Annotated in this window: 24 protein-coding genes and 1 riboswitch; of the genes, 18 read left to right on the forward strand and 6 right to left on the reverse strand. The window is 42.6% G+C overall.

What is annotated here, in order from left to right; all coding sequences use genetic code 11:
• Positions 1-129: 129 nt before the first annotated feature.
• The 4 genes from ABS301_RS11950 (at position 130) to ABS301_RS11965 (ending at position 3940) form a co-directional block, all read left to right on the forward strand.
• Positions 130-690, forward strand: coding sequence for a glycerol-3-phosphate responsive antiterminator (locus tag ABS301_RS11950; RefSeq protein WP_104433481.1), 561 nt, complete (start codon positions 130-132; stop codon positions 688-690).
• 12 nt (positions 691-702) lie between these two features.
• Positions 703-1602 (forward strand): fumarylacetoacetate hydrolase family protein, encoded by a 900-nt coding sequence (locus tag ABS301_RS11955; protein ID WP_349672438.1) that lies wholly within the window; start codon positions 703-705, stop codon positions 1600-1602.
• A 131-nt stretch (positions 1603-1733) separates the two neighbouring features.
• The gene (locus tag ABS301_RS11960; protein ID WP_349672439.1) at positions 1734-2873 is read left to right on the forward strand and encodes a M20/M25/M40 family metallo-hydrolase; all 1140 of its coding nucleotides are present in this window, start codon (positions 1734-1736) and stop codon (positions 2871-2873) included.
• A 29-nt stretch (positions 2874-2902) separates the two neighbouring features.
• Positions 2903-3940: a glycosyltransferase family 2 protein gene (locus tag ABS301_RS11965; protein WP_349672440.1), complete on the forward strand. Its 1038-nt coding sequence runs from the start codon at positions 2903-2905 to the stop codon at positions 3938-3940.
• Positions 3941-4022: 82 nt separating this feature from the next.
• On the opposite strand, the gene rbr is transcribed toward ABS301_RS11965, so the two are convergent.
• The 5 genes from rbr to ABS301_RS11990 form a co-directional block, all read right to left on the reverse strand.
• Entirely contained in the window at positions 4023-4559 is a 537-nt protein-coding gene (gene rbr / locus ABS301_RS11970; RefSeq protein ID WP_349672441.1) for a rubrerythrin, read from the reverse strand.
• A 27-nt stretch (positions 4560-4586) separates the two neighbouring features.
• Entirely contained in the window at positions 4587-5129 is a 543-nt protein-coding gene (locus ABS301_RS11975; RefSeq protein WP_277409625.1) for an NADH peroxidase, read from the reverse strand.
• Positions 5130-5245: 116 nt separating this feature from the next.
• Positions 5246-5635: a Fur family transcriptional regulator gene (locus ABS301_RS11980; protein WP_349672442.1), complete on the reverse strand. Its 390-nt coding sequence runs from the start codon at positions 5633-5635 to the stop codon at positions 5246-5248.
• 94 nt (positions 5636-5729) lie between these two features.
• Positions 5730-6668 (reverse strand): LysR family transcriptional regulator, encoded by a 939-nt coding sequence (locus ABS301_RS11985; protein ID WP_349672443.1) that lies wholly within the window; start codon positions 6666-6668, stop codon positions 5730-5732.
• Positions 6665-7390: a phosphatase gene (locus ABS301_RS11990; RefSeq protein WP_349672553.1), complete on the reverse strand. Its 726-nt coding sequence runs from the start codon at positions 7388-7390 to the stop codon at positions 6665-6667. The genes ABS301_RS11985 and ABS301_RS11990 overlap by 4 nt, the downstream gene beginning before the upstream one ends.
• Positions 7391-7563: 173 nt before the next feature.
• Here ABS301_RS11990 and ABS301_RS11995 point away from each other — a divergent pair, with 173 nt between their 5' ends.
• The 8 genes from ABS301_RS11995 to ABS301_RS12030 all read left to right on the forward strand — a co-directional run bounded on the left by ABS301_RS11995 (position 7564) and on the right by ABS301_RS12030 (position 15727).
• Positions 7564-8496 carry a S1 RNA-binding domain-containing protein gene (locus ABS301_RS11995; RefSeq protein WP_349672444.1) on the forward strand — a complete coding sequence of 311 codons (933 nt, stop codon included), beginning with the start codon at positions 7564-7566 and terminating at the stop codon, positions 8494-8496.
• A 130-nt stretch (positions 8497-8626) separates the two neighbouring features.
• Entirely contained in the window at positions 8627-9304 is a 678-nt protein-coding gene (locus ABS301_RS12000) for a GTP pyrophosphokinase (protein WP_104433499.1), read from the forward strand.
• A gap of 75 nt (positions 9305-9379) precedes the next feature.
• Positions 9380-11179, forward strand: coding sequence for a glycerophosphodiester phosphodiesterase (locus ABS301_RS12005; protein ID WP_349672445.1), 1800 nt, complete (start codon positions 9380-9382; stop codon positions 11177-11179).
• A gap of 14 nt (positions 11180-11193) precedes the next feature.
• Complete coding sequence (dtd, locus tag ABS301_RS12010) at positions 11194-11655, forward strand: D-aminoacyl-tRNA deacylase (protein ID WP_349672446.1); 462 nt, start codon at positions 11194-11196, stop codon at positions 11653-11655.
• Positions 11656-11696: 41 nt separating this feature from the next.
• Positions 11697-13091, forward strand: coding sequence for an aminopeptidase (locus ABS301_RS12015; protein WP_349672447.1), 1395 nt, complete (start codon positions 11697-11699; stop codon positions 13089-13091).
• A 125-nt stretch (positions 13092-13216) separates the two neighbouring features.
• Complete coding sequence (gene tig, locus ABS301_RS12020; protein WP_349672448.1) at positions 13217-14323, forward strand: trigger factor; 1107 nt, start codon at positions 13217-13219, stop codon at positions 14321-14323.
• Between the two features lie 25 nt (positions 14324-14348).
• Positions 14349-14933 (forward strand): xanthine phosphoribosyltransferase, encoded by a 585-nt coding sequence (locus ABS301_RS12025; RefSeq protein ID WP_349672449.1) that lies wholly within the window; start codon positions 14349-14351, stop codon positions 14931-14933.
• Entirely contained in the window at positions 14930-15727 is a 798-nt protein-coding gene (locus ABS301_RS12030) for an HAD family hydrolase (RefSeq protein ID WP_349672450.1), read from the forward strand. The genes ABS301_RS12025 and ABS301_RS12030 overlap by 4 nt, the downstream gene beginning before the upstream one ends.
• A gap of 54 nt (positions 15728-15781) precedes the next feature.
• Here ABS301_RS12030 and ABS301_RS12035 read toward each other — a convergent pair whose 3' ends face one another.
• A complete protein-coding gene (locus tag ABS301_RS12035) occupies positions 15782-17191 on the reverse strand; it encodes an NAD(P)/FAD-dependent oxidoreductase (protein WP_349672451.1) in 1410 nt (469 codons plus the stop codon).
• 11 nt (positions 17192-17202) lie between these two features.
• A riboswitch (purine riboswitch) is annotated at positions 17203-17298 on the reverse strand.
• 142 nt (positions 17299-17440) lie between these two features.
• Here ABS301_RS12035 and ABS301_RS12040 point away from each other — a divergent pair.
• The 6 genes from ABS301_RS12040 to ABS301_RS12065 all read left to right on the forward strand — a co-directional run bounded on the left by ABS301_RS12040 (position 17441) and on the right by ABS301_RS12065 (position 24968).
• Positions 17441-19342 (forward strand): sigma 54-interacting transcriptional regulator, encoded by a 1902-nt coding sequence (locus tag ABS301_RS12040; RefSeq protein WP_349672452.1) that lies wholly within the window; start codon positions 17441-17443, stop codon positions 19340-19342.
• Positions 19343-19533: 191 nt separating this feature from the next.
• A complete protein-coding gene (locus ABS301_RS12045; protein WP_349672453.1) occupies positions 19534-20439 on the forward strand; it encodes a carbohydrate ABC transporter permease in 906 nt (301 codons plus the stop codon).
• 5 nt (positions 20440-20444) lie between these two features.
• Positions 20445-21287 (forward strand): carbohydrate ABC transporter permease, encoded by an 843-nt coding sequence (locus ABS301_RS12050; RefSeq protein WP_349672454.1) that lies wholly within the window; start codon positions 20445-20447, stop codon positions 21285-21287.
• Positions 21288-21310: 23 nt separating this feature from the next.
• On the forward strand, positions 21311-22699 hold the full coding sequence (locus ABS301_RS12055) for an ABC transporter substrate-binding protein (protein ID WP_349672455.1): 1389 nt from the start codon (positions 21311-21313) through the stop codon (positions 22697-22699).
• Positions 22700-22778: 79 nt separating this feature from the next.
• Complete coding sequence (locus tag ABS301_RS12060; RefSeq protein ID WP_349672456.1) at positions 22779-23933, forward strand: glycoside hydrolase family 88/105 protein; 1155 nt, start codon at positions 22779-22781, stop codon at positions 23931-23933.
• A 12-nt stretch (positions 23934-23945) separates the two neighbouring features.
• Positions 23946-24968 carry a zinc-binding alcohol dehydrogenase family protein gene (locus ABS301_RS12065; RefSeq protein ID WP_349672457.1) on the forward strand — a complete coding sequence of 341 codons (1023 nt, stop codon included), beginning with the start codon at positions 23946-23948 and terminating at the stop codon, positions 24966-24968.
• Positions 24969-25011: the final 43 nt, after the last annotated feature.

A 25011-nucleotide genomic window follows, 5' to 3' on the forward strand; every position in this document is an offset into this window, starting at 1 on the left:
AAAAAGACTGAAAAGGGACTTTACTTTTGAAAGAAAATAAAGAAAGAGGAAGAATTTTCTTGACGGTGGTGGTAAGGATTGATAAAGTAGAACAAGATCCATAGTTATTTTGGGTGCGGAGGGATAATAATGAAAGCAATAGAACTGCTGGAGACGTCTCCGGTGATTGCGGCAGTAAAGGATGAAGGCGGGCTGAAACGGTGTTTTGAATCAGAGTGCCAGGTCGTTTTTGTTCTGTACGGAAGTATTTTAAACATCGGAACGATAGTACGGCAGATAAAAGAACATGGAAAGTACGCAATGGTACATGCAGATCTAACCCATGGTCTCAATTCAAAAGAGATCGTGGTGGATTTCATCAAGGAGAATACGTTAGCTGATGGTATCATCAGCACGAAGCCGCTTCTTGTAAAGCGCGCGGTGGAACTTGGATTGTTCGGGATTCAGAGAACGTTTATTATCGATTCCCTTGCCATGAGTACGACAAAAAAGCAGATTGACACCTTCCATCCGGATATGGTTGAGATCATGCCCGGAGTAATGCCCAAAGCACTGGAAGAGATCCGCAGATACACCAATATTCCCATCATTGCCGGTGGACTCATATCGGACAAGAAGGATATTATGGCTGCTTTTAATGCAGGAGCAGATGCGATCTCTACTACCAGGGAAGAGTTATGGTTCATGTAAAAGGAGGATTTTATGAAATTAGTTACTTACGAGGTTGACCGTAGAAGAGATATCGGAGTCGTGAGCAGGGATGAGATGTGGGTTTTCCCTCTTAAGGCTTTTGGTATGGAATACAGAGAGATGCTGGAAGTTGTAAAGGGACTGAGCCAGTCAGAACGGGACTTGCTTGAACATGCATCTGGGCTGGATCCTGAAAGCAGCAACATCGTTGGAGCAGCTATGATGAAAGAGGTTACCCTCCTGGCCCCAATTCTGACACCAGATCAGGATATTATCTGTCTGGGTCTTAATTACATGGAACATGCCGAGGAGTCAGCGCGCTATAAAAAAGAAGCGTTTGACGGGGAAAGAAACTATGCAGTCTATTTCTCAAAGAGAGTGAATGAGGCAGTTGGTCCCTATGGTGATATATTAAGTCATAGTGATATGGTGGACAGCCTGGATTATGAAGCTGAATTAGCTGTTATCATTGGAAAAGATGCAAAAGATGTGCCTAAAGAAAAGGCAGAAGATTATATATTTGGTTATACTATCATCAACGATGTGAGTGCACGTAATGTTCAGACAGCCCACAAGCAATGGTATTTTGGAAAAAGCCTGGACGGATTCACTCCTATGGGTCCCTGTATCCTCACAGCCAATTCCATTTCCTATCCGCCTGAGCTTTCCATTCAGTCAAAGGTAAACGGAGAACTGAGGCAGGACAGTAATACAGGTCTGATGATATTCCAGATTGATCACATTATCAGTGAATTATCAAAAGGCATGACCTTAAAGGCCGGAACCATTATATCCACCGGAACTCCAAAAGGGGTGGGCCTGGGCTTTAATCCTCCGTCATTTCTGTCTGCAGGTGATGAGGTGGAATGTATCATAGAAAAGATTGGTTCCATTAAAAACCGTGTAATATAACTGAATAATTTTTTGGGAAAGTGTACAATTGTTCTCTGCAGTTGTGCACTTTTTTTCTGTGTTCAAAAGTCCAATCATGCTGTACAAAGAGGATAAACGTGATAGAATATATAAAAACGGAGGGATGAACAATGGATCACTTATCATTGGAAATACTGGAATATATTGAGGAACACAGCAGCGAGACATATGAACTTTTACTGAACCTTGGAACGATACCTGCACCTTCCAATCAGGAAGAAAAACGAGCAGAGTTTTGCCGGGACTGGCTGGTGGGTCAGGGTGCAGAAAATGTCTATATTGATTCCGCACTGAATGTGGTTTATCCAATTGGCTGTACCAGGGATAACCCTGTAGTCGTATTTATGGCTCATACAGATGTGGTTTTCCCCGATACGACACCTCTTCCTGTTGAAGTGGAGGACGGTAGAATAAAAGCTCCCGGAATCGGAGACGATACGGCTAATCTGTGCGCACTTCTTATGTGTGCCAAATACATTGCGGGTAAAAAGATTACTCCATCAGACTGCGGATTACTACTTGTAGCCAATGCAGGAGAGGAAGGACTGGGCAATTTAAAAGGCTCCAGGCAGATTGTTAAGGAATATGAAGGGCGAATCAGAGAGTTCTATTCCATAGACGGATATATGGACCATATTACAACAGATGCGGTGGGTTCCAGGCGGTATGAGGTGGAGGTTTTGACAGAAGGCGGTCATTCCTTTTCAGATTTTGGAAACCGCAATGCCATCGCCTATCTGGCATCCATGATTGATACTCTATATACATTAAAAGTACCCCAAACAAAAACAAAGACCACCTATAATGTAGGAACCATTCAGGGCGGAACCTCAGTCAATACCATAGCCCAGCAGGCCAAGATGCTTTATGAGTTCCGATCCGACAGCAGAGAAGATCTGGAATTTATGGATCTGCATTTTCGGGCAGTGGCAGAAAGTTACCGGTTAAAGCAGGTGGAGGTAAATACAATTCTGGTAGGGGAACGACCCTGCAGCAGTGGCGTTGATCCGGTAAAACAGGATTGTATCACCAGCAAGGTCACAGAAATATTGAAAAAGCATACAGGTACTGAGCCCAAAAACGAATGCGGCTCTACAGATTGCAACATTCCTCTGTCACAGGGAATTCCCAGTGTCTGTTTTGGCGCAGTCAGGGGAGGGGGAGCCCATACCCGGCAGGAATGGGTTGAAATCGCAAGTCTGAAAGAAGGGTACCGTGTTACATTTGAACTGATACTATCCTGCTTTTAAGAAAAAGAAAGAGATGAGGTACAAAGACGATGATTACTGTCAGCGCATGTCTGATTGTAAAGAATGAAGAAAATGTATTGGCACGCTGTCTTTCAAGTCTGAAGGATCTGGCTGATGAGATAATTCTTGTGGATACCGGATCCACAGATGCTACAAAAGAGATCGGAGCACAGTTCGGATGCAAAATCTTTGATTTTACCTGGGTGGATGATTTTGCCGCCGCAAGAAATTTTTCCTTTGAAAAGGCCGGGATGGACTATATCTACACCGCAGATGCTGACGAGGTAATTGACGAAGAAAACAGAAAACGGTTTATGGATTTAAAACAGTGTATTCTGCCGGAAATAGAAATTGTACAGATGAAATACACCAATCAGCTTCAGTTTAATACAACCTATAACTTTGACTGTGAGTATCGGCCAAAATTATTTAAAAGAAACCGCAGGTTTGAATGGCTGGACCCCGTTCATGAAACCATACGATTAGAACCGGTTATTTTTGACAGTGAAATTGAAATCATACATAGGCCCGAAGGAAATCATTCCAAACGCGATTTTGATATATTTAATAAGCTGATCAGAAAAGGGATGCCTCTTTCGAAAAAGCTTCGTTCCATGTATGCCAGAGAACTGTTTATTTCCGGAGAAGATCAGGATTTTCTGGAAGCGGAAGATTACTTTAATGGTTTGCTTTCAGAGGACAGGACAGAAGAAGAGTTAAAAATCATTCAGTGCGTTCTGACCAGATGCGGCCGGATTAAAAAGGATGGAACCCAGATCTTAAAAAATGCCTTAAAAAATGTTGCCTGTGGGAAGGCAAGCTCAGAGGTCTGCTATGACGTTGGGGAATATTTTATGGAGGCAGGGGATTTTAATGAGGCTGTGATCTGGTTTTATAATGCCGCTTATGAAACAGAATGCGAGCTGAATATCAGGTATTCCAGGGAACTCCCTCTTCTTAAACTAGCCAGATGTTATGAACAAGCCGGAGATATGACCCAGGCAAAGTTTTATAAAGAGCTTTCCAGTAAAGCGGTGGACGAGAAAGCTTTAGAAGATAAGAAATAAAAGACGGGGCAGAAGTCAAACGAATTAAATTCATTTGGCTTCTGCCCCGTTCCCGCCATAACGGAGAGTTTATGGCAGTGCTTTAGTAATTTTCAGATTTTCTTTCAAAATAGGCCTTTGGATGAGCACATACCGGACAAATCTCAGGAGCATCTACACCTTCATGGATATAACCGCAGTTGCGGCACTTCCAGCCAAGGGGAGCATCTCCCTTAAAGGTTTTATCATTCTTTAAGCTATCCAACAGTTTTAAATATCTTTTTTCGTGAGCCGCCTCTACCTTGGCCACGAATTCAAACTTCAGTGCAAGCTCCGTGAATCCTTCTGCTCTGGCTTCTTCCGCCATTCTTTTATACATATCGGTCCACTCATAGTTTTCACCCTCTGCAGCGTCTGCAAGGTTCTCTGCCGGAGTGCCAATGCCATGGAGTTCTTTAAACCACATCTTGGCATGCTCTTTCTCCTGGTCAGCAGTTTCCAGATATAAAGCAGCCATCTGCTCATAACCGGCTTTTTTTGCAGCAGACGCGTAGAACGTATACTTGTTTCTTGCCATGGACTCGCCTGCAAATGCATCTTTTAAGTTCTGTTCTGTTTTTGTACCCGCATATTTAGACATCGTATAACCCTCCTTTTGAAAATGGATTTAGCCGAAGTATCTTTCCAGTAAGCCCTTGAATGCTTTTCCGTGACGTGCTTCATCTTTTGCCATCTCATGTACGGTATCATGGATTGCATCTAAGTTTAATGCTTTTGCACGTTTTGCAAGATCAAATTTGCCTGCTGTTGCACCATTTTCAGCTGCTACTCTTAATTCCAGGTTTTTCTTTGTGCTGGCGGTTACACACTCGCCTAATAATTCAGCAAACTTGGAAGCATGCTCAGCCTCTTCAAAAGCAGCTTTTTCATAATATAAGCCGATTTCAGGATAGCCTTCTCTGTGAGCAGCTCTGGACATAGCAAGGTACATACCTACTTCAGTACATTCCCCTTCGAAGTTTGCTCTTAAATCTTTCATGATATCTTCTGGAGAACCCTGAGCTACACCAATCTCATGCTCGCAGGCCCAGGACATATCTCCGTCCTGTAACTTAAATTTCTCAGAACCAGCCTTACATACTGGACAGAATTCAGGAGCTGTGTCTCCTTCGTGAACATAACCGCATACTGTACAAACCCATTTTTTCATGATCTCATGTCTCCTTTTATTTTAATTTTTAATTTTGTTATATTTTGGCAATCAATAACAATAATGATTACTGATATTAAGTTATCACATGTTTTGTCTTATGTCAAGAGAATTTCTCAATTATTTTCCAAACAATCATTACAAGTGCCATAAAAATAAATCTTGTGACTGTCTACCTGGCCCTCCGCATGTTTTTGAGCCAGTTGATTAATACTGTCCATGGGTTCCATAGGCAGATCATACACCTGCCCGCAATTCCTGCATACAAAATGATAATGCGGTGATGTATCCGCATCAAAGTGGTCGGCACCGTCTCCACAGGTCAGCTTCTGAATTTCTCCCAGTTCCACCAGAAGGTTTAAATTCCGATAAACGGTACCAAGACTGATATTGGGGAATTCTTCACGAATCGATGTGTATAAGGCGTCGGCAGTGGGGTGATCGTGTCTCGCCATTAAGCAGGTCTTAATAGATTCCCGTTGACGGCTGTACTTTAATGTTTTCATGGCCGCTCCTTTTCTATAAACAATAATTATAGTAATAATCGTTACTATTTAATAATATAGGATTATCCCCCGTTTGTCAATCTGCAGTTAAAATCTATATATTTTCCCTGGCTATGCGGATAAATTCTTCTGTAGCCTGGGACAGGTATCTGCCCTTGTGGCATCCAAAAGCGAGGATGCCATGGCTTCGCATGTAATTTAATGAAAAGTAATTTAATCCGGTTTTTTTCATAACAGAACCGGAGCCATCCTGGTTTCCAGACATAAACATCTTCGGATAAAAGGTGATTCCCATTCCTTTGGAAGCAAGGGCAAGAACGGTTTCAATATTTTCTGTCTCCAAAAGAATGCTGGGGGTAAGCTGTGCTTCCTCAAATATTTCATCAGCTATGGTGCGTACCCGGTTTCCCTTATTAATGAGCAGATAAGGACAATCCTTTAACAGGGTAACATCTGCATTGGATTCCAGTTCCTTTTTGACAGCTTCCTGTCTGCCCGGGAAAAAGCGGTCTAAAATCTGATCCGGAACAACAAGAAGAATTTCCTCCTCGCAGATGGGAACTGTTTCTACATTCTCTGCTTTAAATGGAAGAAGGTCAATCATAAGATCAATCTCTCCATGTATCAGAGCATTGCTTAATTCAAAAGAATTTCCCTCTACCAGATGAAGTTCAATATTGGGAAACTTCTCCTGAAAAGCGGGAAGAATAACGGGGAGAAGAAAGCGTCCTCTGGTATGAGATACACCAATGGAGAGCTGACCAATGGTGAAATCCTTAATGTCTGCCAACTGCCGGTATGTTTCATCTTTTAAATCCAGGAGCTCTTTGGCACGGATCTTTAAGGCGCGGCCTGCGTAGGTCAGTGTCAGGGGCATGGTGCGGTTAAAGAGCTGAACATCAAATTCTTTCTCCATATTGGAAATGTGGTTACTTAAAGACTGCTGGGAGATATAAAGCCGCTTGGCGGCCCTTGTAATATTTAATTCTTCCGCAACAGCCAGAAAATATTCCAGGTTGAGGAAGTTAATCATAAATAAGCCTCCAGCTTGGGAATATAAGGGAGCAGACGGTCAATGGAACTGTTTACTACCAGCTCCTCCGGAAATGAAAGCTCCTCAAGAAGTTCCAGTGCGCGGGCGTGGTTTCCTACGTCAGCCTCAATGTGTGCATCACTGTTTATAATAACGGATGCTCCGTAGCGGATACATAAATCCAGCATCACCTTATAGTTTTCTCTGGCATTCTTTCTTGCACTTAATGGGTGAAGAGAACTGGAGTTGACTTCCAAAAGAGTGTGGTTTTCTACTGCAGCGGCAACGAGTGTATCGTAATCGACGGGAAAACGGCTATCATCCGGGTGTCCTAAAATTTTTACATACGGGTTCTCTATAGCGCCTACGCAGGCACTTGTATTCTGGGCAATTGATCCGTTTTTGTAGCAGGGTTCGTGTAGGCTTGCTATGGTGTAGTCCAGATTTTCCAGAAGACCTTCTCTTAAATCAATCCGGCCTTTATAATCCAGTATATTTAGCTCTGCTCCCATAAGAATATGAATTCCAAAGAGTGTTCGCGGGATCACTTTAAAATTAATAAAATAAAATTCGTTGCATGTTCCTGGCATTTTTGGTGCGTGGTCGGTGGAACCCATGAGAGCAAGCCCTTTATCAGAGGCCGATCTTACCATTTCATACAAGGTGCTGTATGCGTGTCCGCTGGCCACGGTATGTGTATGCAGGTCCATTATGTCTTTCATCATGTTTGTCCTTTCTATTACAAAGCCGGATCATCTGATTCCGGCAGGTATGTATATTTCTTAAAATATAACATATTTTTCCTGATAAAACTATAGAAATATCGGGCGGGATGTGTTAAATATATACTTAGATTATGCCTGAAATAAGGTATTTTATGAATGGAGGAATTGTTATGGAAGAAGAGATGAAGACAGATGCCGTTTTAGACGAGCATGTGGAGACCATGGATGATTACGCTGCAGAGCTGGAGGCTTCCTTTAAACGCGTCAGAGAAGGCGATACAATTACAGGAACAGTAATCCGTGTCACTGAAGACCAGGTCTTTCTGGATTTAAAATATTATGCAGAAGGAATTATAAACAAAGAAGATTTAAGCAGTGATCCTGAATTCAACCCACTTCTTGAAATTCATATGGGAGATGAATTCACCGCAACTGTGATTAAAACCGATGATGGGGAAGGAAATATTCTCCTTTCCAGAAAGCTTCAGAACGATCAGGCAGCATGGGAGAAGTTAAAGACCATGATGGAAGAACGCACCATCATAAAGGTTAAGGTTGCAGAGGTTGTAAAAGGCGGAGTGGTGGTTCAACTGGAAGGAATCCGCGGATTTATCCCGGCGTCCAAGCTTGCTGCGGAGTATGTGGAAAATCTGGAAGAATTCAGCGGGAAGACCATCGATGTTACCGTCATTACTGCTGATGAGGAAAACCGCAAGCTGGTTCTGTCTGGAAAAGAACCTGCATTGTTAAAACAAAAAGAAGAAACCAGCAAGAAAATAGCCAAATGCCAGGCCGGAGTGGTGATGGAAGGAACGGTTGATACCATAAAGGATTACGGCGCATTTATCAATCTGGAAAACGGTCTTTCCGGTCTTCTTCACATTTCCCAGATCAGCAATCAGAGAATCAAACATCCGGGAGCAGTTTTAAAAGAAGGACAGACTGTGAAGGTTAAAATTATCTCAACTGCAGATAATAAGATCAGCCTAAGCATGAAAGCGGTGGAAGCTGATGAGGAAGAGGCACAAGAGATTTTTGATTACAAAGAAGAAGGAAGTGCCTTTACCGGACTTTCCGGTCTTTTAAAAGGATTAAAATTTTAGAAACTGGGGAAAAACAATATAAAATATCGGGTTTCTATGGTATACTGTAAAAGAAGTAGCAGGGGCTGTCTATTGGGCTGCCCCTGTCTCACTGACCCAGACAGGTTACCAGGGAGAGGGGGAATGTGGAATGAATATTCCCAAATCATTTGATCAGGTTGACCAGTGGAAATCCGTCATATTTTTGTATGACTCAGCATTAAGAGAAATTAATACAAAAATAGAGATACTCAATAATGAGTTTGTGCATATCTATAATTACAACCCCATTGAGCACATCAAGTCAAGGCTTAAGACACCGGACAGTATTGTTAAAAAATTAAAACGGTACGGATACGATGTGACCATCGATAATATGGTGGAAAAGTTAAACGATATTGCAGGAATACGGATTATCTGCTCGTTTACTTCAGATATTTATCAGATTGCGGAGATGATAACAAAGCAAAGTGATGTAACAGTCCTTTATGTAAAGGATTATATTGAGAATCCAAAACCCAATGGATATAAGAGCTACCACATGGTAGTCACCATTCCCATCTATCTCACGGACGGTCCGGTTGACACCAAGGTGGAGGTTCAGATCAGAACGGTTGCCATGGATTTCTGGGCAAGTCTGGAGCATAAGATTTACTACAAGTTTGAAGGCAATGCGCCGGCATATCTGCAGCAGGAATTAAAAGCATGTGCAGATGTGGTGAATATGCTTGATAAGAAGATGTTTTCTTTGAATCAGGCCATTCTGGAATTGAGTGAAGCACAAAAGCCCATACCGGACGGCGGGGACAGCAAGGCAGAGGAAGAATGATGAAAAAAGGGTGCAGCCTTGACGATTCCACTCGCTTAAGGCTGTTTTTTAACTTCATAAAAAGAAGGTTGTTCTATGGGCACATTAACAAAAGATACATTTAAAATTCTCAAATATAATCAGAGGAATGGTTTTATCTTCACGCTGCTGTTTCGTCTGATCACAACTCCTCTGTATCTGCTTGCTCTTAATGCAGGTCTGAAGTTTGCACTTAAAATGGCAGATTACAGCTATTTAACTGTGTCAAACATCGGTTTATTTCTGATAAAGCCATGGACAGCAGTGACCATTGCAGCTCTTCTGATTATCGGAATCATAGTGCTGCTTTTGGAAGCGGGCTGTCTGATTACATTGTATCAGGGGGCTTTTTATTTCAGAAAGCTGAATTTATGGCAGATTCTGGCAGGGGGCTTATCAAAACTTCTGGATGAGATGCGCCGGAAAAACTGGCAGCTGGGGCTTCTGGTTCTGGCAGATTACTTTATTACCAATGTGTATCTGATTTACCGGGTGTTTACCCATGTAAAACCCATTAATTTTGTTACTACTGAAATTTTAAGACAGCCATTGGGGCGTATGGTTCTGGCAGCAGTGATCCTGATGCTTTTACTGATTGTGCTTCCGGGACTTTATACGTTTCATGCCTGTATGGTGGAACAAAAGCGGTTTCGGGACGGTTATTTAAAAAGCTGGTGGCTTTTGAGACGAAGAATATCTGAGGTTCTGCCTCTGATGTTCTGTTACTACGGGCTTGCCATTCTTGCACTCTGGATGCTTTACGGATTCTGTGTGCTGATTACCGCCATTGCAGTCACCTTATTTACAGATAACCGTCTGGCGCTTGCTGTACTGCCGGCAGCCTGTGACTGGATCGAGCTGGTGCTTATATTCTTTTCCAGTATGCTTCTGGCTGTGGGCAAATACGGGGCTGTCAGTGTTCAGTATTTCCGCTTTAACAGCAGAATTACGAGAAAGGCAGCAGCTATCGGTTATGAGGGCAAGCCCTTTGGAAACCGGAAGACTGCAGGTATTATCATGGCAGCAGCATCGGCGCTTTGCCTGATGTCTCTCTTTTATGTATTGAGAAACGGTTCGGTTATTACCGGAGATATGCTCAGTGAGATCCAGATTACGGCTCACCGTGGCAGTTCCAACGAAGCGCCGGAGAATACCATGGCAGCCCTCCATAAGGCAGTGAATGATCTGGCCGATTATGCAGAGATAGATGTCCAGGAGACAAGGGACGGGATCGTGGTGCTGGGGCATGATTATACGCTGAACCGGGTAGCCGGTGTGAACCGCGTCATAGGCTCTTATGATTATGAAGATCTGATGAAACTGGATGTAGGTTCCTGGTTTTCCGATGAATATAAAGAAGAACGTATTCCAACTTTAAAGGAAGTCATGGAATACTGCAAAGGGAAGATCAATTTAAATATTGAGATTAAAAACATGGGGGAGGACAGCAACCTGCCCGATAAAGTGATGCAGCTGATTGAAGAATATCAGATGGAAGAGCAGTGCGTGGTCACATCTACCCGGTTCTCCTATCTGGTCAGAATCAAAAAGGCGGATCCCCAGATCCGGACTGGATATATTATTTCTGCGGCGTATGGGGATTTTTATTCCAGTGATTCCATCGATTTTATCAGCCTTCGATCCAGCTTCATCAATGAACGGCTGGTGGAGGCCGCCCATGAAAAAGGTAAGGCAGTTCATGCTTGGACCGTAAACGGGAAAAGCGAGATGGAACGCATGAAGATGCTGGGAGTGGATAACATTATTACAGATTACCCTATTCTTGCCCGGGAGATCATTTACCGGGAAGCTGCCACTGAAAGTCTTCTGGAATATCTGCAGCTGGTATTAAAATAGACAGGAGAGCACATATGAGGATTGTATTACAGCGGGTCGCCCATGCTGCAGTCACTGTAGATGGACAGGAGACCGGCTCAATAGGGGAAGGCTTTCTTCTTCTGTTGGGAGTTTCGGATATCGATACAGAAGAGATTGCGGATAAGATGGTGGACAAAATATGCAAACTCAGAGTTTTCGCCGATGAAAACGGGAAGACGAATCTATCCTTATCCCAGGTGGATGGAGAGATTCTGCTAGTGAGTCAGTTTACACTTTACGCAGACTGCAAAAAAGGAAACCGGCCCAGCTTTGATAAAGCAGGCTCTCCCCAGCTGGCGAACCATCTTTATGAATACACAGCTTCCCGTTTTACCAAATTGGTAAGAAGAGTGCAAACCGGCAGCTTCGGTGCAGACATGAAGGTATCATTATTAAACGACGGACCGTTTACGCTGGTATTGGACAGTGAGACGATTTGTCCGTCAATGGCTTAATAACAGGGCTAAGCCCTAATAACAACGGAGGTTTATTTACCATGGATAAAACAATTGGACAAAAGCTTCAGGATGAATTAACATTTAAATTTCCCCATATTGGAAAAGAAGCACCGGAACAGACAGAAGAGGCAGAGCTGTTTTGCCAGGGATATAAAAGATTCCTTGATAACGGTAAGACAGAGCGTGAGTGTGTAAGAGAAGCCGTTGCCATGCTGGAGATGCAGGGCTATGTACCCTTCGATTCATCAAAGAGCTACCGCCCGGGAGACAAGGTATACCAGGTGAACCGGGGAAAGGCAATTCTTGCTACCACCTTTGGAACACAGGGGCTTGAGAAAGGAATCCGCATTAACGGTGCCCATATTGATTCCCCCAGACTTGATTTAAAACCTAATCCTGTTTACGAGAAAAACGATCTCGCCTATTTTAAAACTCACTATTACGGCGGAATCCGCAAATATCAGTGGGCCACCACTCCCTTATCCATGCATGGTGTAATTATTAAGAAAAGCGGAGAAATCATTGAAGTCAACATCGGTGAAAAAGAAGGCGACCCAGTATTTTGCATTACAGATTTACTTCCCCATCTGGCAGCAGACCAGAATGAGAGAAAGTTAAGAGACGGACTAAAGGGAGAAGAATTGAATGTAGTAATCGGATCCCTGCCCTTTAATGACGATGCTGAAATAAAAGAGCCGGTAAAACTGATGGCTCTCAAACTTTTAAACGACCGTTTTGGTATTACGGAAGCAGATTTCTTACGGGCTGAGATTGAGATGGTACCAGCTCAGAAAGCCAGCGATGTAGGTCTGGATCGTAGCATCATCGGTGCATATGGACAGGATGACAGAGTATGCGCTTATACAGCTCTTATGGCGGAGATCGATGCAGTGAAGCCGGAATACACCACACTTACCGTACTGGCTGACAAAGAAGAGGTGGGTTCTGACGGGAATACCGGATTAAATTCCCATTTTGTTCTACATTTTATTGAGGATCTGGCTGAAGTGGCTCATGCAAATGTCAGAACGGTTCTTCGCAATTCCATGTGTTTATCTTCTGACGTGAATGCGGCTTATGATCCTACCTTTGCTTCTGTTTACGAAGAGCGCAATGCCTGCTATTTAAATAAAGGCTGTGTTCTGACAAAGTACACCGGTGTCAGGGGAAAAGCAGGATCCAATGATGCCAGCGCAGAGCTTATGGCTAAGGTGATTGCCATGATGGAGAAGGATGGCGTTTACTGGCAGATCGGTGAACTGGGAGCAGTTGACCAGGGCGGCGGCGGAACCATAGCCAAGTATGTAGCTGCCATGGATGTGGATGTGGTGGATTTAGGAGTGCCAATTCTTTCCATGCATTCCCCATTTGAGCTTTCTTCCAAATTGGATGTTTATAATACATATAAGGCATTCAGGGCATTTTACAAATAATAACGGAATATTGAAATTTTTGTTAATTTCCGGAAAGTGCTTTTTTTACTGTGCCTGATATGGTATAACTGACAGGAAGCGGTACGAATATGATATATAATTTTAGAAGGAAAAAGGATTGTATTATGAGAAAATTTTTAAATGTATGTATGTGCGGTCTTGTTGCCGCCGCAATTATGACCGGCTGCTCTAAAAAACCGGCAGCTGAGACGACAACAGCAGCACCCGAAACAACAGAAGCTACCGAATCCTCAGCACAGGAAACTGTTCCCTCTGTAGATTTATCAAAAGTGGATAACGGAACCATTACACTGGGAAATTACAAAGGCATAGAAGTTAAAAGAGACACTGTAGAAGTGACGGATGAAGAAGTACAGCAGGCAATCCAGAGCGATCTGGCAGCTCATGAGAAAGACGTTGATGTAGATCGTGCTGTACAGTCCGGTGATGTTGTAAACATCGATTTTGTTGGAAAGAAAGATGGTACTGCATTTGACGGCGGCACTGCGCAGGGCTATGATTTAACCATCGGAGCCAATCAGTTTATTCCTGGATTTGAAGAAGGTATCATCGGCGCTAAAAAGGGAGACAAGCTCTCTTTAGACCTCACCTTCCCTCAGGAATATAACAATGCGGATCTGGCAGGAAAACCTGTTGTATTCGAAGTAACCGTCAATACAATTAAAGAAAAGCAGACCCCTGAATTAAATGATGCATTTGTTCAGGAGAACACGAAGTTTAAAACTGTTGACGAATATAAGGAAGATAAGAAAACCACTCTTCTCCAGAATAAGAATGATCAGGCTGACCAGACTGTAAAAAGCGAAATTTACGATGCAGTTTTAGCAAACTCTACAGTTGAGGCCAATCAGGAAGCCATTGATGCCAATGTTGAGAACGTGGTAGCCAGATATACCAATCAGGCAGCCGCTTATGGCATGGATTTCGCATCCTTTATCACTGCATTTACCGGTATGAAGGAAGAAGACTTCAGAAACACAGTGGAAACCCAGGCTGAGGGAATTGTAAAGCAGAGACTGGTATTAAATGCCATTGCTGAAAAAGAGGGAATCACAGTGAGTGATGATGACCGCACGGATGTAGCACAGAAGATGGGCTACGAAAGTGTAGACAGTATGATTCAGGCAGCAGGACAGTATGAAGTAGATGATTATATCATCAGCAATAAAGTACTGGATTTCTTAAAAGAAAACGCTAAGATTACGCAATAAATCACATACCATAGGGGGAACCTTTATGCAGCTTTTAAAGGATAGAATACGGAAGGACGGAAAGATTAAGTCCGGTGACGTACTGAAAGTAGACAGCTTTTTAAATCACCAGATGGATATTAAGCTGTTCGTGGAGATCGGAAAAGAGTTTAAGAGACGATTTGCAGATGAAGAAGTTAACAAGATCCTGACCATTGAGGCCTCCGGTATCGGTATCGCCTGTATTGTAGCTCAGTATTTTGATGTTCCAGTCGTATTTGCCAAGAAATCCAAGACGAAGAATATCGCCGGAGATGTTTATACCACTCAGGTAGAATCCTTCACCCATGGAAGAACCTATGATGTGATGGTATCCAGGGAGTTCATAGGCGCAGGCGACAAGGTTCTGCTCATTGATGATTTCTTAGCCAACGGCAAAGCACTGGAGGGACTTGCAGAAATTGTAAGAGATTCCGGTGCTGAACTGGTAGGCGCAGGAATTGTTATTGAAAAGGGATTTCAGCCTGGGGGAGATCACCTTCGTTCAGAAGGAATCCGGGTAGAATCTCTTGCGATTATAGAAAGTATGGATGAAGCCACCGGTACCATCTGTTTTCGAGGTGACCGATGACAGGAAAGAGAAAAGCCCTGTTTTTTGATATTGACGGCACGCTGTTTTCGGAAATCAACCGGAATGTGCCGGAAAGCGCAAAGCAGGCCATAGAGCGGGCGAGAGAGGCAGGGCATCTGGTATTTATTAATTCCGGGCGCACCTACTGCCTCACCGAGCCCATTCGGTCTCTCCTGGAGGTAGACGGCTATTGCTGCGGCTGCGGGACACGGATTGTGGCGGGGGAAGACGTAATTTACTCCGCCTCAATTCCTCATGAAACGGGCATTAAAATTAAGAAAATGATAGTGAAATACGGTCTTGACGGGATCTTAGAGGGAACGGAAAGCTGCTATTTTAATAAAGAGGAATCACGGATCGATAAGGTCAGAATCATGAAGGAGCATGTAGCTTCGGAGGGCAACTGTTCTCCGCTCAGCTGGGATGAAGACTGTTATGACTTTGATAAATTCTGCGTTATGGAAGATGAACAAAGTGATATGAAGGGCTTTGCCAGAGAACTGGGACTGGATTTTGATATTATTAACCGGGGCGGCGGATTTTACGAATGTGTTCCGGCAGGACACTCCAAGGCGACTGCCATTGAGGAAGTTATCAGGCATTACGGAGTGGATCTTTCCGATACATACGTATTCGGTGACAGCACCAATGATTTATCCATGTTTGAATATGCAAAGAACTGTATCTTAATGGGACACCATAGCGTGGAGCTGGAGCCGTATGCCACCTTCTATACAAAGAATGTGGAAGATGACGGAGTGGCTTACGCGATGAAAAAGCTTGGGCTTGTCTAAATTAATCATTAAAAAACATGGGATTGGATAACGATCCCATGTTTTTTTTGCTGTTTAATTTAATTTGCTTAAAATACTTCTGGCAACGCTGATACCATTGGCAGAGGCCTGCTGAAGTCCCCGTGTTACAGAAGCACCATCTCCGATGGCACGCAGTCCCAGAACGCTGGTTTCGAAATCACTGTTAACAACTACCTTATTGGAATAGAATTTAACCTCCACACCATAAAGTAGCGTCTCATCACTTGCAATACCAGGTGTTACCTTATCAAGAGCAAGCAGCATTTCCTTAATATCAACCATAATTCTGTGAGGGAATACCAGGGATAAATCGCCTGGAACCGCATCCTTTAAGGTTGGAATAATATTGTTACGGCATAAGCGCTCTTCTGTGGTACGTCTTCCTCTCTGGAAATCTCCAAAGGTCTGTACCAGAATCCTGCCGTCGCACAGCATGTTGCTTAACTGTGAAATATGTTTCCCGTATTCAATGGGTGTTTTAAATGGTTTGGTAAAGTTTTTGGATACCAGGATTGCAAAATTGGTGTTATTGGTTTTGTATTCCTGGGACTTGTAAGCGTGTCCATTGACAACTGCCAGCCCGTTCTCGTAATATTCCGTAGCTACCTCTCCGGAAGGATTGGTACAGAAGGTACGTACCTTATCATCAAAGGTTGGAGTGTAATAAACAAGCTTCGCCTCATAGAGATTCTTATTTAAAAATTCCATAACTTCATCTCTGACTTCAACACGAACTCCGATATCAACGGTTCCCACCTTTGTCTCAATTCCATGATTCCCGCAGATATGGCTGAACCAGTCAGATCCCTCGCGGCCGATGGCAGAAACGATCTCAGGAGCCTCATAGATCTCATCCTTATCTGTGATAATTCCCTTTGCCTGATTATCCTCGATAATGATGTCTTTCACCATGGTATTAAATTCCATCTCCACACCCTGCTCCAGTAGATGCTCCTGAAGACGAGTGTAGATTTTATAGCCTTCCTCCGTACCGAGATGGCGGATGGGGCATTCTATTAGTTTTAAATTGGCGTTTATGGCTTTGCGGCGGATCTCCTGGATCTCCTTTTGCTTATCAACACCATATACATTGGTATCTGCGCCAAATTTTAAATAAATATTATCAGATTCTTTTAACAGTTCCACGGTTTTATCATATCCCAGTATTTCGGGAAGATTACCTCCTACATCAGGAGATAAGGATAATTTACCGTCTGAAAATGCTCCTGCACCTGCAAAGCCAGTGGTGATGGAGCAAGGTTTGCAGCCTACGCATACTTTGGTTGTACGTTTGGGGCAGGTACGTTTTTCAATCGGACGGCCCTTTTCAATCATCAGGATCTTTAAATCCGGCTTTTTATCGATCAGTTCATAAGCGCAGAAAATACCGGAAGGGCCTGCACCAATGATGATCACATCGTAATTTTTTGAAGCTTTCTTCATGAACATCACTCCTTTTTCCTTCTAACCCTTATAGTCAACTATTGAGGTAGTTGGTAGAAACGTTCAACCAATTTTGAACTTATATAAGCGCAACGGTTTTATTTTAACATAATGGGAGGAGGTATGACAAGGGACATGAGTATAAAATTTTAATAACGGGAAAGTCTGCTATTTTATTTGTTTGCGGCTGTAAGGCATGTTATGATACTTATGAAATTCTGGGGGGAACAACACAGGAGAGGAGACAAAATGCCGGGGATAGCGATGTTATTGCCCAATATTGAACTTTTACAGATAGCAGGTGAGATTTGTAAAGATCATTCTAACGTGATTATCTGTAAAAGGACATTAAACGAGAATGTTGAGGCAGATGCGAAAGAAGCAGTAAAAATGGGGGCCAGTGTGATTGTCGCCAGGGGGACTCAGGCTGAGAGAATCCGCTATACAGTGGATATTCCGGTTGTGGATATCGTCTGGACTGCACAGGAGATTGGGCTTACTATTTTAAAAGCCAAGGAAATGATACAGGATACATGCCCTGTCATTGGAATTATCGGATTGAAGAGCATGTTTTGCGATACAGTCCATTTTGAAACTTTATTTCATGCAAAAATTAAAACTTTTTATTACACCTCTATAGAGGAAAAAGAAAGTATGTTTAAAGAAGTGGAGACATGGGGGGCGGATATGCTGATCGGTGCTCAGGATATCTTAAGGCAGTTTGGATATTTGAATATTCCTGTCCTGCCGGTGGAATCCACAGAGGAATCCGTCAGGATTGCCATTAGTCAGGCAGAGACCCTTTTCTCTAACAATGAGATAAAACGCCGCAATGAATCTAAGGTGAATTCTCTTTTGGACAGCATGTTTAATGGGCTGATTCAAATTGACAGTACCGGGACGATTGTAATGATGAACCGGATTACGGAAGGAATAATAAATAAAGGCCAGGAAGAGGTACTTGGTAAAAATGTAAAAGATATTATTAAGGACATTAATACGGATCTGATTCATCAGGTACTCAACAGTCCAAGAGAAAGCTTTTCTTCGTTTCTCAACGTAAATGGCAGAGCCATGGTTATGATTTTATCCCCGATTATGGTGGATGATCAGATTACCGGTGCCTATTTATCATTAAAGAAAATAAGCCGGAATGATGAAATTGATTATGCGATTCAGGAGGCGGAACGCAGAGGCGGATTTGTAGCTTACCGAAACTTCGGAGACATCTGCTATACCTCTGAGAAGATGTCCCGGCTCATTGAGCAGGCAAAGCTCTATTCCCAGTCCAATACGCCTCTGATGATAGAAGGGCAGACTGGAGACGACAGGGAAAGTCTTTGTCAGGGGATTCATAATTACAGTCTCCGTAAGAATGGTCCTTATGTGATGGTCAGTATGGTAGGGCTTTCTCAGGAAAGGCAGATGGAGCTGTTATTTGGAAGCGGGGACGAAAGACGGAACAGCCAGAGAGTTATTGGTGCGCTTGAAAAGGCCAACGGAGGAACCCTGGTTATCACAGGAATCGGATTTGCCGCAGCCAGCACACAGTCAGCCCTGTGCCGTTTTATCAGGGAAAATACAGGAGTACAGCTGGGGAACGGAGAAATAAAGCTGTTGGATGTAAGGTTAATTGTTACTTCTACAGAATCCCTTTTACAAATGAGAAAAAACGATACGGTTACATTTACCTTCTACTATATTTTTTCCGGACTGGTTTTAAGGCTGCCGCCCCTTTCCGAGAGAAGGGAGGATGTGGTGAACTTTGTAAACCTGTATTTAAAACGGTATAACCAGAGGTATTCCAGATACCAGGTTTTAACCGATGAAGCAATGGAATATCTAAAAACGTATAACTGGTGCGGAAGTGCGCTGCAGATTGAACGATTTATTGAACGGATGGTGCTTACGATTGAGAAGCGTACCATTAAAAAACATATCGTGGAAGACCTCTTGCAGGAAATGTACCCGGATGAAGTTTTTGAAGAGGGAAACCTGGCAGTCAAAGAAGAATCCATGGATGCCTATGAAATTCTTTTGAGAAATATCTTGTTAAAAAACTCCGGAAACCGCAATGCAACCGCAAAGGAGCTGGGAATCAGCCCGACTACGTTATGGCGAAAAATGAAAAAATATGGAATAACAGACTAAAAGATTTCAAAATGAAAGACATACTTGAAAGACAAGAATTAAATTAGAAATAAAATCGCAATAAAATGAAATGTATGTCCATTAAGATGAGAGAAGAACGCATTTATTAGTCAATATGGCAATGGTGCGTTCTTTTTTATGTTTATATAATTTACATATCTTACAAGCACGATGGGGAAGGGAAGGAGAACATGCAGCAAAAAAAAGAAAAGAGGTTTATTAATATACGTACCATACCGTATCTGATGGTACTGCCCTCAATATCAGTCATTGTCATTTTTATGTTTTACCCTATTTTTAAAACATTCTATAACAGCTTTCATCATTATATTTTAACCAGACCAAAAGATTATGGTTTCGTAGGACTGGATAATTACGTAAAGCTGTTTTCTGATCCGCTGTTTTATAAGTCATTAAACAATACTATAATCTGGACCTTTTTTAACGTATTTTTTCAGTGTATTCTGGGACTTTGGGTAGCACTTCTTATGAATACAGAATTCAAGGGACGGAAGTTTTACCGTATGATCGTTTTTTCACCATGGGCATTTGGTGGAATGCTGGTAGCATTAATATTCAGCTATATGTTTACCGGACAAACGGGTGTGATTAACGATTTGCTGATGAAATCCGGTCTGATTCATGAACGGATCTCCTGGTTTTCCACAGGCAGCCTTGCAAGAGGGACTCTGATTTTTACAACAACCTGGAGAGGAATACCGTTTTTTGCAGTATCCTTTCTGGCCGCGCTTCAATCCATACCTGGGGATTATTACGAAGCAGCAGACGTGGACGGTGCCAATAAGATTTATCAGTTCTGGAGAATTACACTGCCCCTGATAAAAAATACATTGATTTTGACTACGCTTCTCCGTACGATCTGGACTTTTAATATTGTTGATATCATTGCTGGTATGACAGATGGCGGACCCAACAATTCCACCATGACACTGCCCCATTATCTTATGACAAAGTTTAATGAAGGTCTGGATATCGGATATTCCAGTACTATGGCAGCAGTGATGGCGCTGATTCTGGCAGTATTTGCCGGTATCTACGTAGCGGCGGGAGGATTTGGCAAGGAGGGAGACTTATAATCATTATGAGCAATAAAACAAAGAAAAGATTAATCCGGATTTTTAATGTTAATATACCGTTGGTTGTCCTGTTTATTATTACCATTTTCCCGCTGTACTGGACAATTGTAACTTCGTTAAAGCCTGAGAATCAAATAATGAAGCTGCCTTTAAAGTATTGGCCCAGTCCAATTACATTTGATAATTATAAATATATCTGGAATAACATGGGATTTGATGTTTACTTCTGGAACAGTGTAATGGTAACAGTAATCAGTACCGTGGTGTGTACGGTGGTTTCCCTCTTTGGAGGCTATGCCATTGCCAGATATCCATATAAAGGAAAGAAACTTACTTATCTGATATTACTTGTTTCACAGATGTTTCCCGGTGTGGTCTTAATGATTCCACTGTTTGAAATCTTTAAAAATATGGGGATTGTGAATTCACCATATTCCCTTATTTTAACCTATACCACAGTCCGGATCCCGTTTTGCATGATTATGATCAGCGGATTCGTTGCCGGTGTATCCCCTGCTCTGGAAGAGGCAGCTCAGATCGACGGATGTTCTGTTTTGGGGGCAATTACGAAGATTGTAGTACCAACCATCGCTCCCGGACTGGTGGCAGCAGGCGCATTTGCCTTTGTAAGCTCCTGGAATGAGTACGTATATGCATTTTGTTTTTTAAGCAGCGAACGGTATTTTACACTTCCCATTGGATTAAAGCTTATGAAGGGTGAGTTTTCAGTGGCTTATGGTAGTCTGGCAGCGGGCTGTGTCATGGCTCTGATCCCTGTAATTCTACTGTTTGCTTATATTCAGAAATACCTGGTTTCCGGTTTATCAGCCGGTGCCGTTAAAGGTTAATATAAATTTTTAAGGAGGAACTTATGAGAAAGGCAGTAGCAGCTATTTTAGCACTAAGTATGATTGTGGGACTTACCGGATGTGCAGGTAAAAAGGAGGAGACAGCACCTGCTAAGGAACAGTCTGAGAGCAGCGGGGAAGCAGGAAAGAAAGAAGGGGAAAGCACCGCAGCAGAAACAAATAAAAGTTCAGGCGGGAATCAGGCACCTGTTACTCTGACATTCTGGCACCGGGATGGAAATACAACCTCAAACCCGATGTTTGATGTAATTATTAAAGATTTTGAAGAAAAATATCCCTGGATTACCGTGGAGTATACGGGCCTTGCAGCAGATTCTTATATGACGAAATACAACACCGCCATTGTAACGGGAGAAACACCGGACGTTTGTACCATTTCCAATAAGGACCTTAACACACTGGTGGCACAGGATGCCCTGTTGGATTTAGAAGAGTCATTTGGCCAGTGGGAAGAGAAAGACCAGATGCTTCCGGAGATTCTTGATTCTGCCCGTTTCCTTTCCGGAGATGGCAAGTTATATATGCTGGGTTACGGCATGACTCAGGAAACTTCCTGGTATAACAAAAAATGGCATGATGAGCACGGAATTGAGCCGGCGCAAACCATAGATCAGCTGGTGGAATATAGTAAGAAATATGCGGATAAGAGCAAAGGGGAATATTATTTCACTCTTCGCGGAGGTGCGGGATCAGCGGAAAATTTATTTATGTTCCTGATGTCCTATGCAGGCGTTACCTCTTTATTTCAGGAAGACGGAACTTGTAATTTAAGTGATGCAAAGATTGCAGAAGGCCTTGATGTTTATGCAAACCTTTACAAAGATGGTCTTGTTTCTGTTGATGCAATTTCCAATGGATTTAAAGAAATGGTGGCAGAATTTGGTTCTGGTACAGCTCAGTATATGATGCACAATTCCTCTTCTGTAGCAGAAAATGAAAAGAACTTAGGGGCAGAAAATGTAATGGTTGTGAAACCGCTGGCAGGCAAGGACGGAATTGCAGTTTGTAAAGCACCTTCTTTTATGGGAGCTGCGGCATTTAAAGCAACAAAGCATCCGGAAGAAGCCGCTTTGTTTGTGGAATATCTTGCTTCAGCAGTTGGTGCAGGCTATGCAGATATAACAGAGGGAAGAGTTCCGGTCAACAAAGGTATTTATGAACAGGACTGGTACAAAGAAAATCCTTACTATCAGGTTTATGCAACGTTTGCAGAACAGGGCGTTAAATTTGCCGAATTTCCGTTTTGGCTGGATGGCTACAATGAATATGCCAAAACTAATATTACTGCTGATTTCCAGGCGGTTTTACATGGTGAAAAACAGGCTGCAGACGTTTGCAATGCCTGGGCAAATGATTTGACCAAGATGCAGAAGGAGTATCTGTCAAAATAAATAAATGCTGGGCTGTCCGCTAAAAGGACAGCCCATATTAATAAAATGCCAAGTAATGAAATTACAGGAGACTATAACAATGGTATTTGAGCGCTATATCAAGAATTACATAAAAGAGTTCAATGATCTTGACCGGGAGGTTTGGAACTACGAGGATGGCTGCATTTTAATTGGAGCTGAGAAATTATTTCATGCGACCGGTGAGTCATTTTATTATGACTGTATCAGGAACTATGTAGATCGCTATGTTGATGAAGATGGCAATATTAAGGGGTATGAAAGAGAAGAATATAATATTGACAGAATTCCGTCGGGTCTTGTCTTGTTCTTATTATATGAAAAAAGCGGGGAAATCAAATACCGGAAAGCAATAGAAGCCCTGAGGCTACAGCTGGAACATCATCCAAGGACGAAAAGCGGAAGCTTCTGGCATAAAAAAATTTATCCCAATCAGATCTGGCTGGATGGCCTTTATATGGGAATGCCGTATTATCTTACTTACGAAAAAATGTTTGGAACGAGAGCAGCTTATGACGATGTAATGATGCAGTTTAATAATGCAAGAAATACGTTATTTGATGATGGGAAAAAGCTTTATTACCACGGCTGGGATGAGGCAAAAGAAATTTTCTGGGCAGATAAAGAAACAGGATTGTCAAAAAATTTCTGGTCCAGGGCTCTGGGCTGGTATCTGATGGCACTCATTGATTGTTATGAAATACTGCCAGAGGAGGAGTCAAAGCACCGGAACAGGCTGGGAGAACTTTTAAAGGAGGCGGTAGACGGACTGCTTCTTTATCAGGATAAAGAGAGTGGATTATTCTATCAGCTGACCGCCTTAAAAGATGTAAAAGGAAATTACCTTGAAACCTCTTCCTCAATTATGTTTGCTTATGGAATTTTAAAGGGTGTACGCCTTGGCGTTTTAGAGGAGGCAAAGTACCGGGGCATAGGAGAAGAAATACTGATTGGAGTGGAAACACGGATGTTTCAACAGTATGAAGGAAAAATTCAGCTGACCGGTATCTGCAAAGGAGCCGGGCTGGGTCCGGCAGAAAATCTTTTCCGTGATGGAAGTGTTGAGTATTATTTAAAAGAGGAAGTTGTAGCTGATGAGCAGAAGGGTGTGGGAGTTATGATGATGGCATTCGGGGAATGGCTCCAGCTTTTAAAGAATAAACCGGTTGAACCAACCAATTATCCCAGAGTGAAAATCTGGAATGGAAAATATTAGGAGGCTGCAGGAATGAAGGCAATTTATATAAACGCACCTGGTGAAGTAGTGGTGAAAGAGACTCAGATGCCTGTACGTAAAAGCGGCGAAGCTCTTTTAAAGGTCTTATACGGCGGTATTTGCGGCAGTGATCTTGGCTCTTATAAGGGAACCTTTGCGTACTTTGATTATCCCAGAATTCCAGGGCATGAGTTTTCTGCTGAAATTGTAGAAATAGATGAAAATTCTCAAGGTCTGAAACCTGGCATGATAGTAACCTGTAATCCATATTTCAATTGCGGAACCTGCTATTCCTGCTCTCAGGGGATTGTAAATGCATGCCAGGACAATCATACCATGGGCTGCCAGATGGACGGTGCATTTTCAGAATACATAACCATGCCGGTGGAACGGATTTATGAGGGAAATGGTCTGGATCCGAAAGTTCTGGCTGCCATAGAGCCCTTTTGTATCAGCTATCATGGTGTCAGCAGAGCAGATGTGCGGCCAATGGAAAAGGTACTGGTTGTAGGCGCCGGAACCATTGGTATTCTTGCGGCAATTGCAGCAAAAGCAAAAGGAGCCGTAGTATATATTTCGGATGTATCCGAAGGGAAACTGAAACTTGCCCAGTCGTTTGGTGTTGATGGAACAATTTTAAACTCATCCCCCATGCATTTTGTTAACGAGGTGGAGCGGATAACAAATGGAAATGGTTTTGATGTCACAATCGAAGCAGTGGGTCTGCCGTCTACTTTCCAGAACTGCATTGATGCAGCCTGTTTTGGAGGAAGAGTGGTAGTAATCGGAGTAGGAAAGAAGAATCTGGATTTTAATTTTACGCTGATTCAGAAAAAAGAGTTAAATGTGTTTGGTTCCAGAAATGCATTAAAGAAAGACTTTATAGAACTGATCGATCTGGTAAAATCAGGTGAAATTCTTCTTGATCAGATTATTACTGATACATACTCCTTCGAAGACGCTCCCAAAGCATTTGAGGATTTTGCCAATAATCCGGGAAATATGCTTAAAGTTATGATTGATTTCAGAAAGTAAATAAATAGAAGATGCTGCAGGAGACATGTCTGACCTGCAGCAT

The sequence above is a fragment of the Lacrimispora sp. genome (assembly GCF_031982545.1).
Taxonomy (GTDB): domain Bacteria; phylum Bacillota; class Clostridia; order Lachnospirales; family Lachnospiraceae; genus Lacrimispora.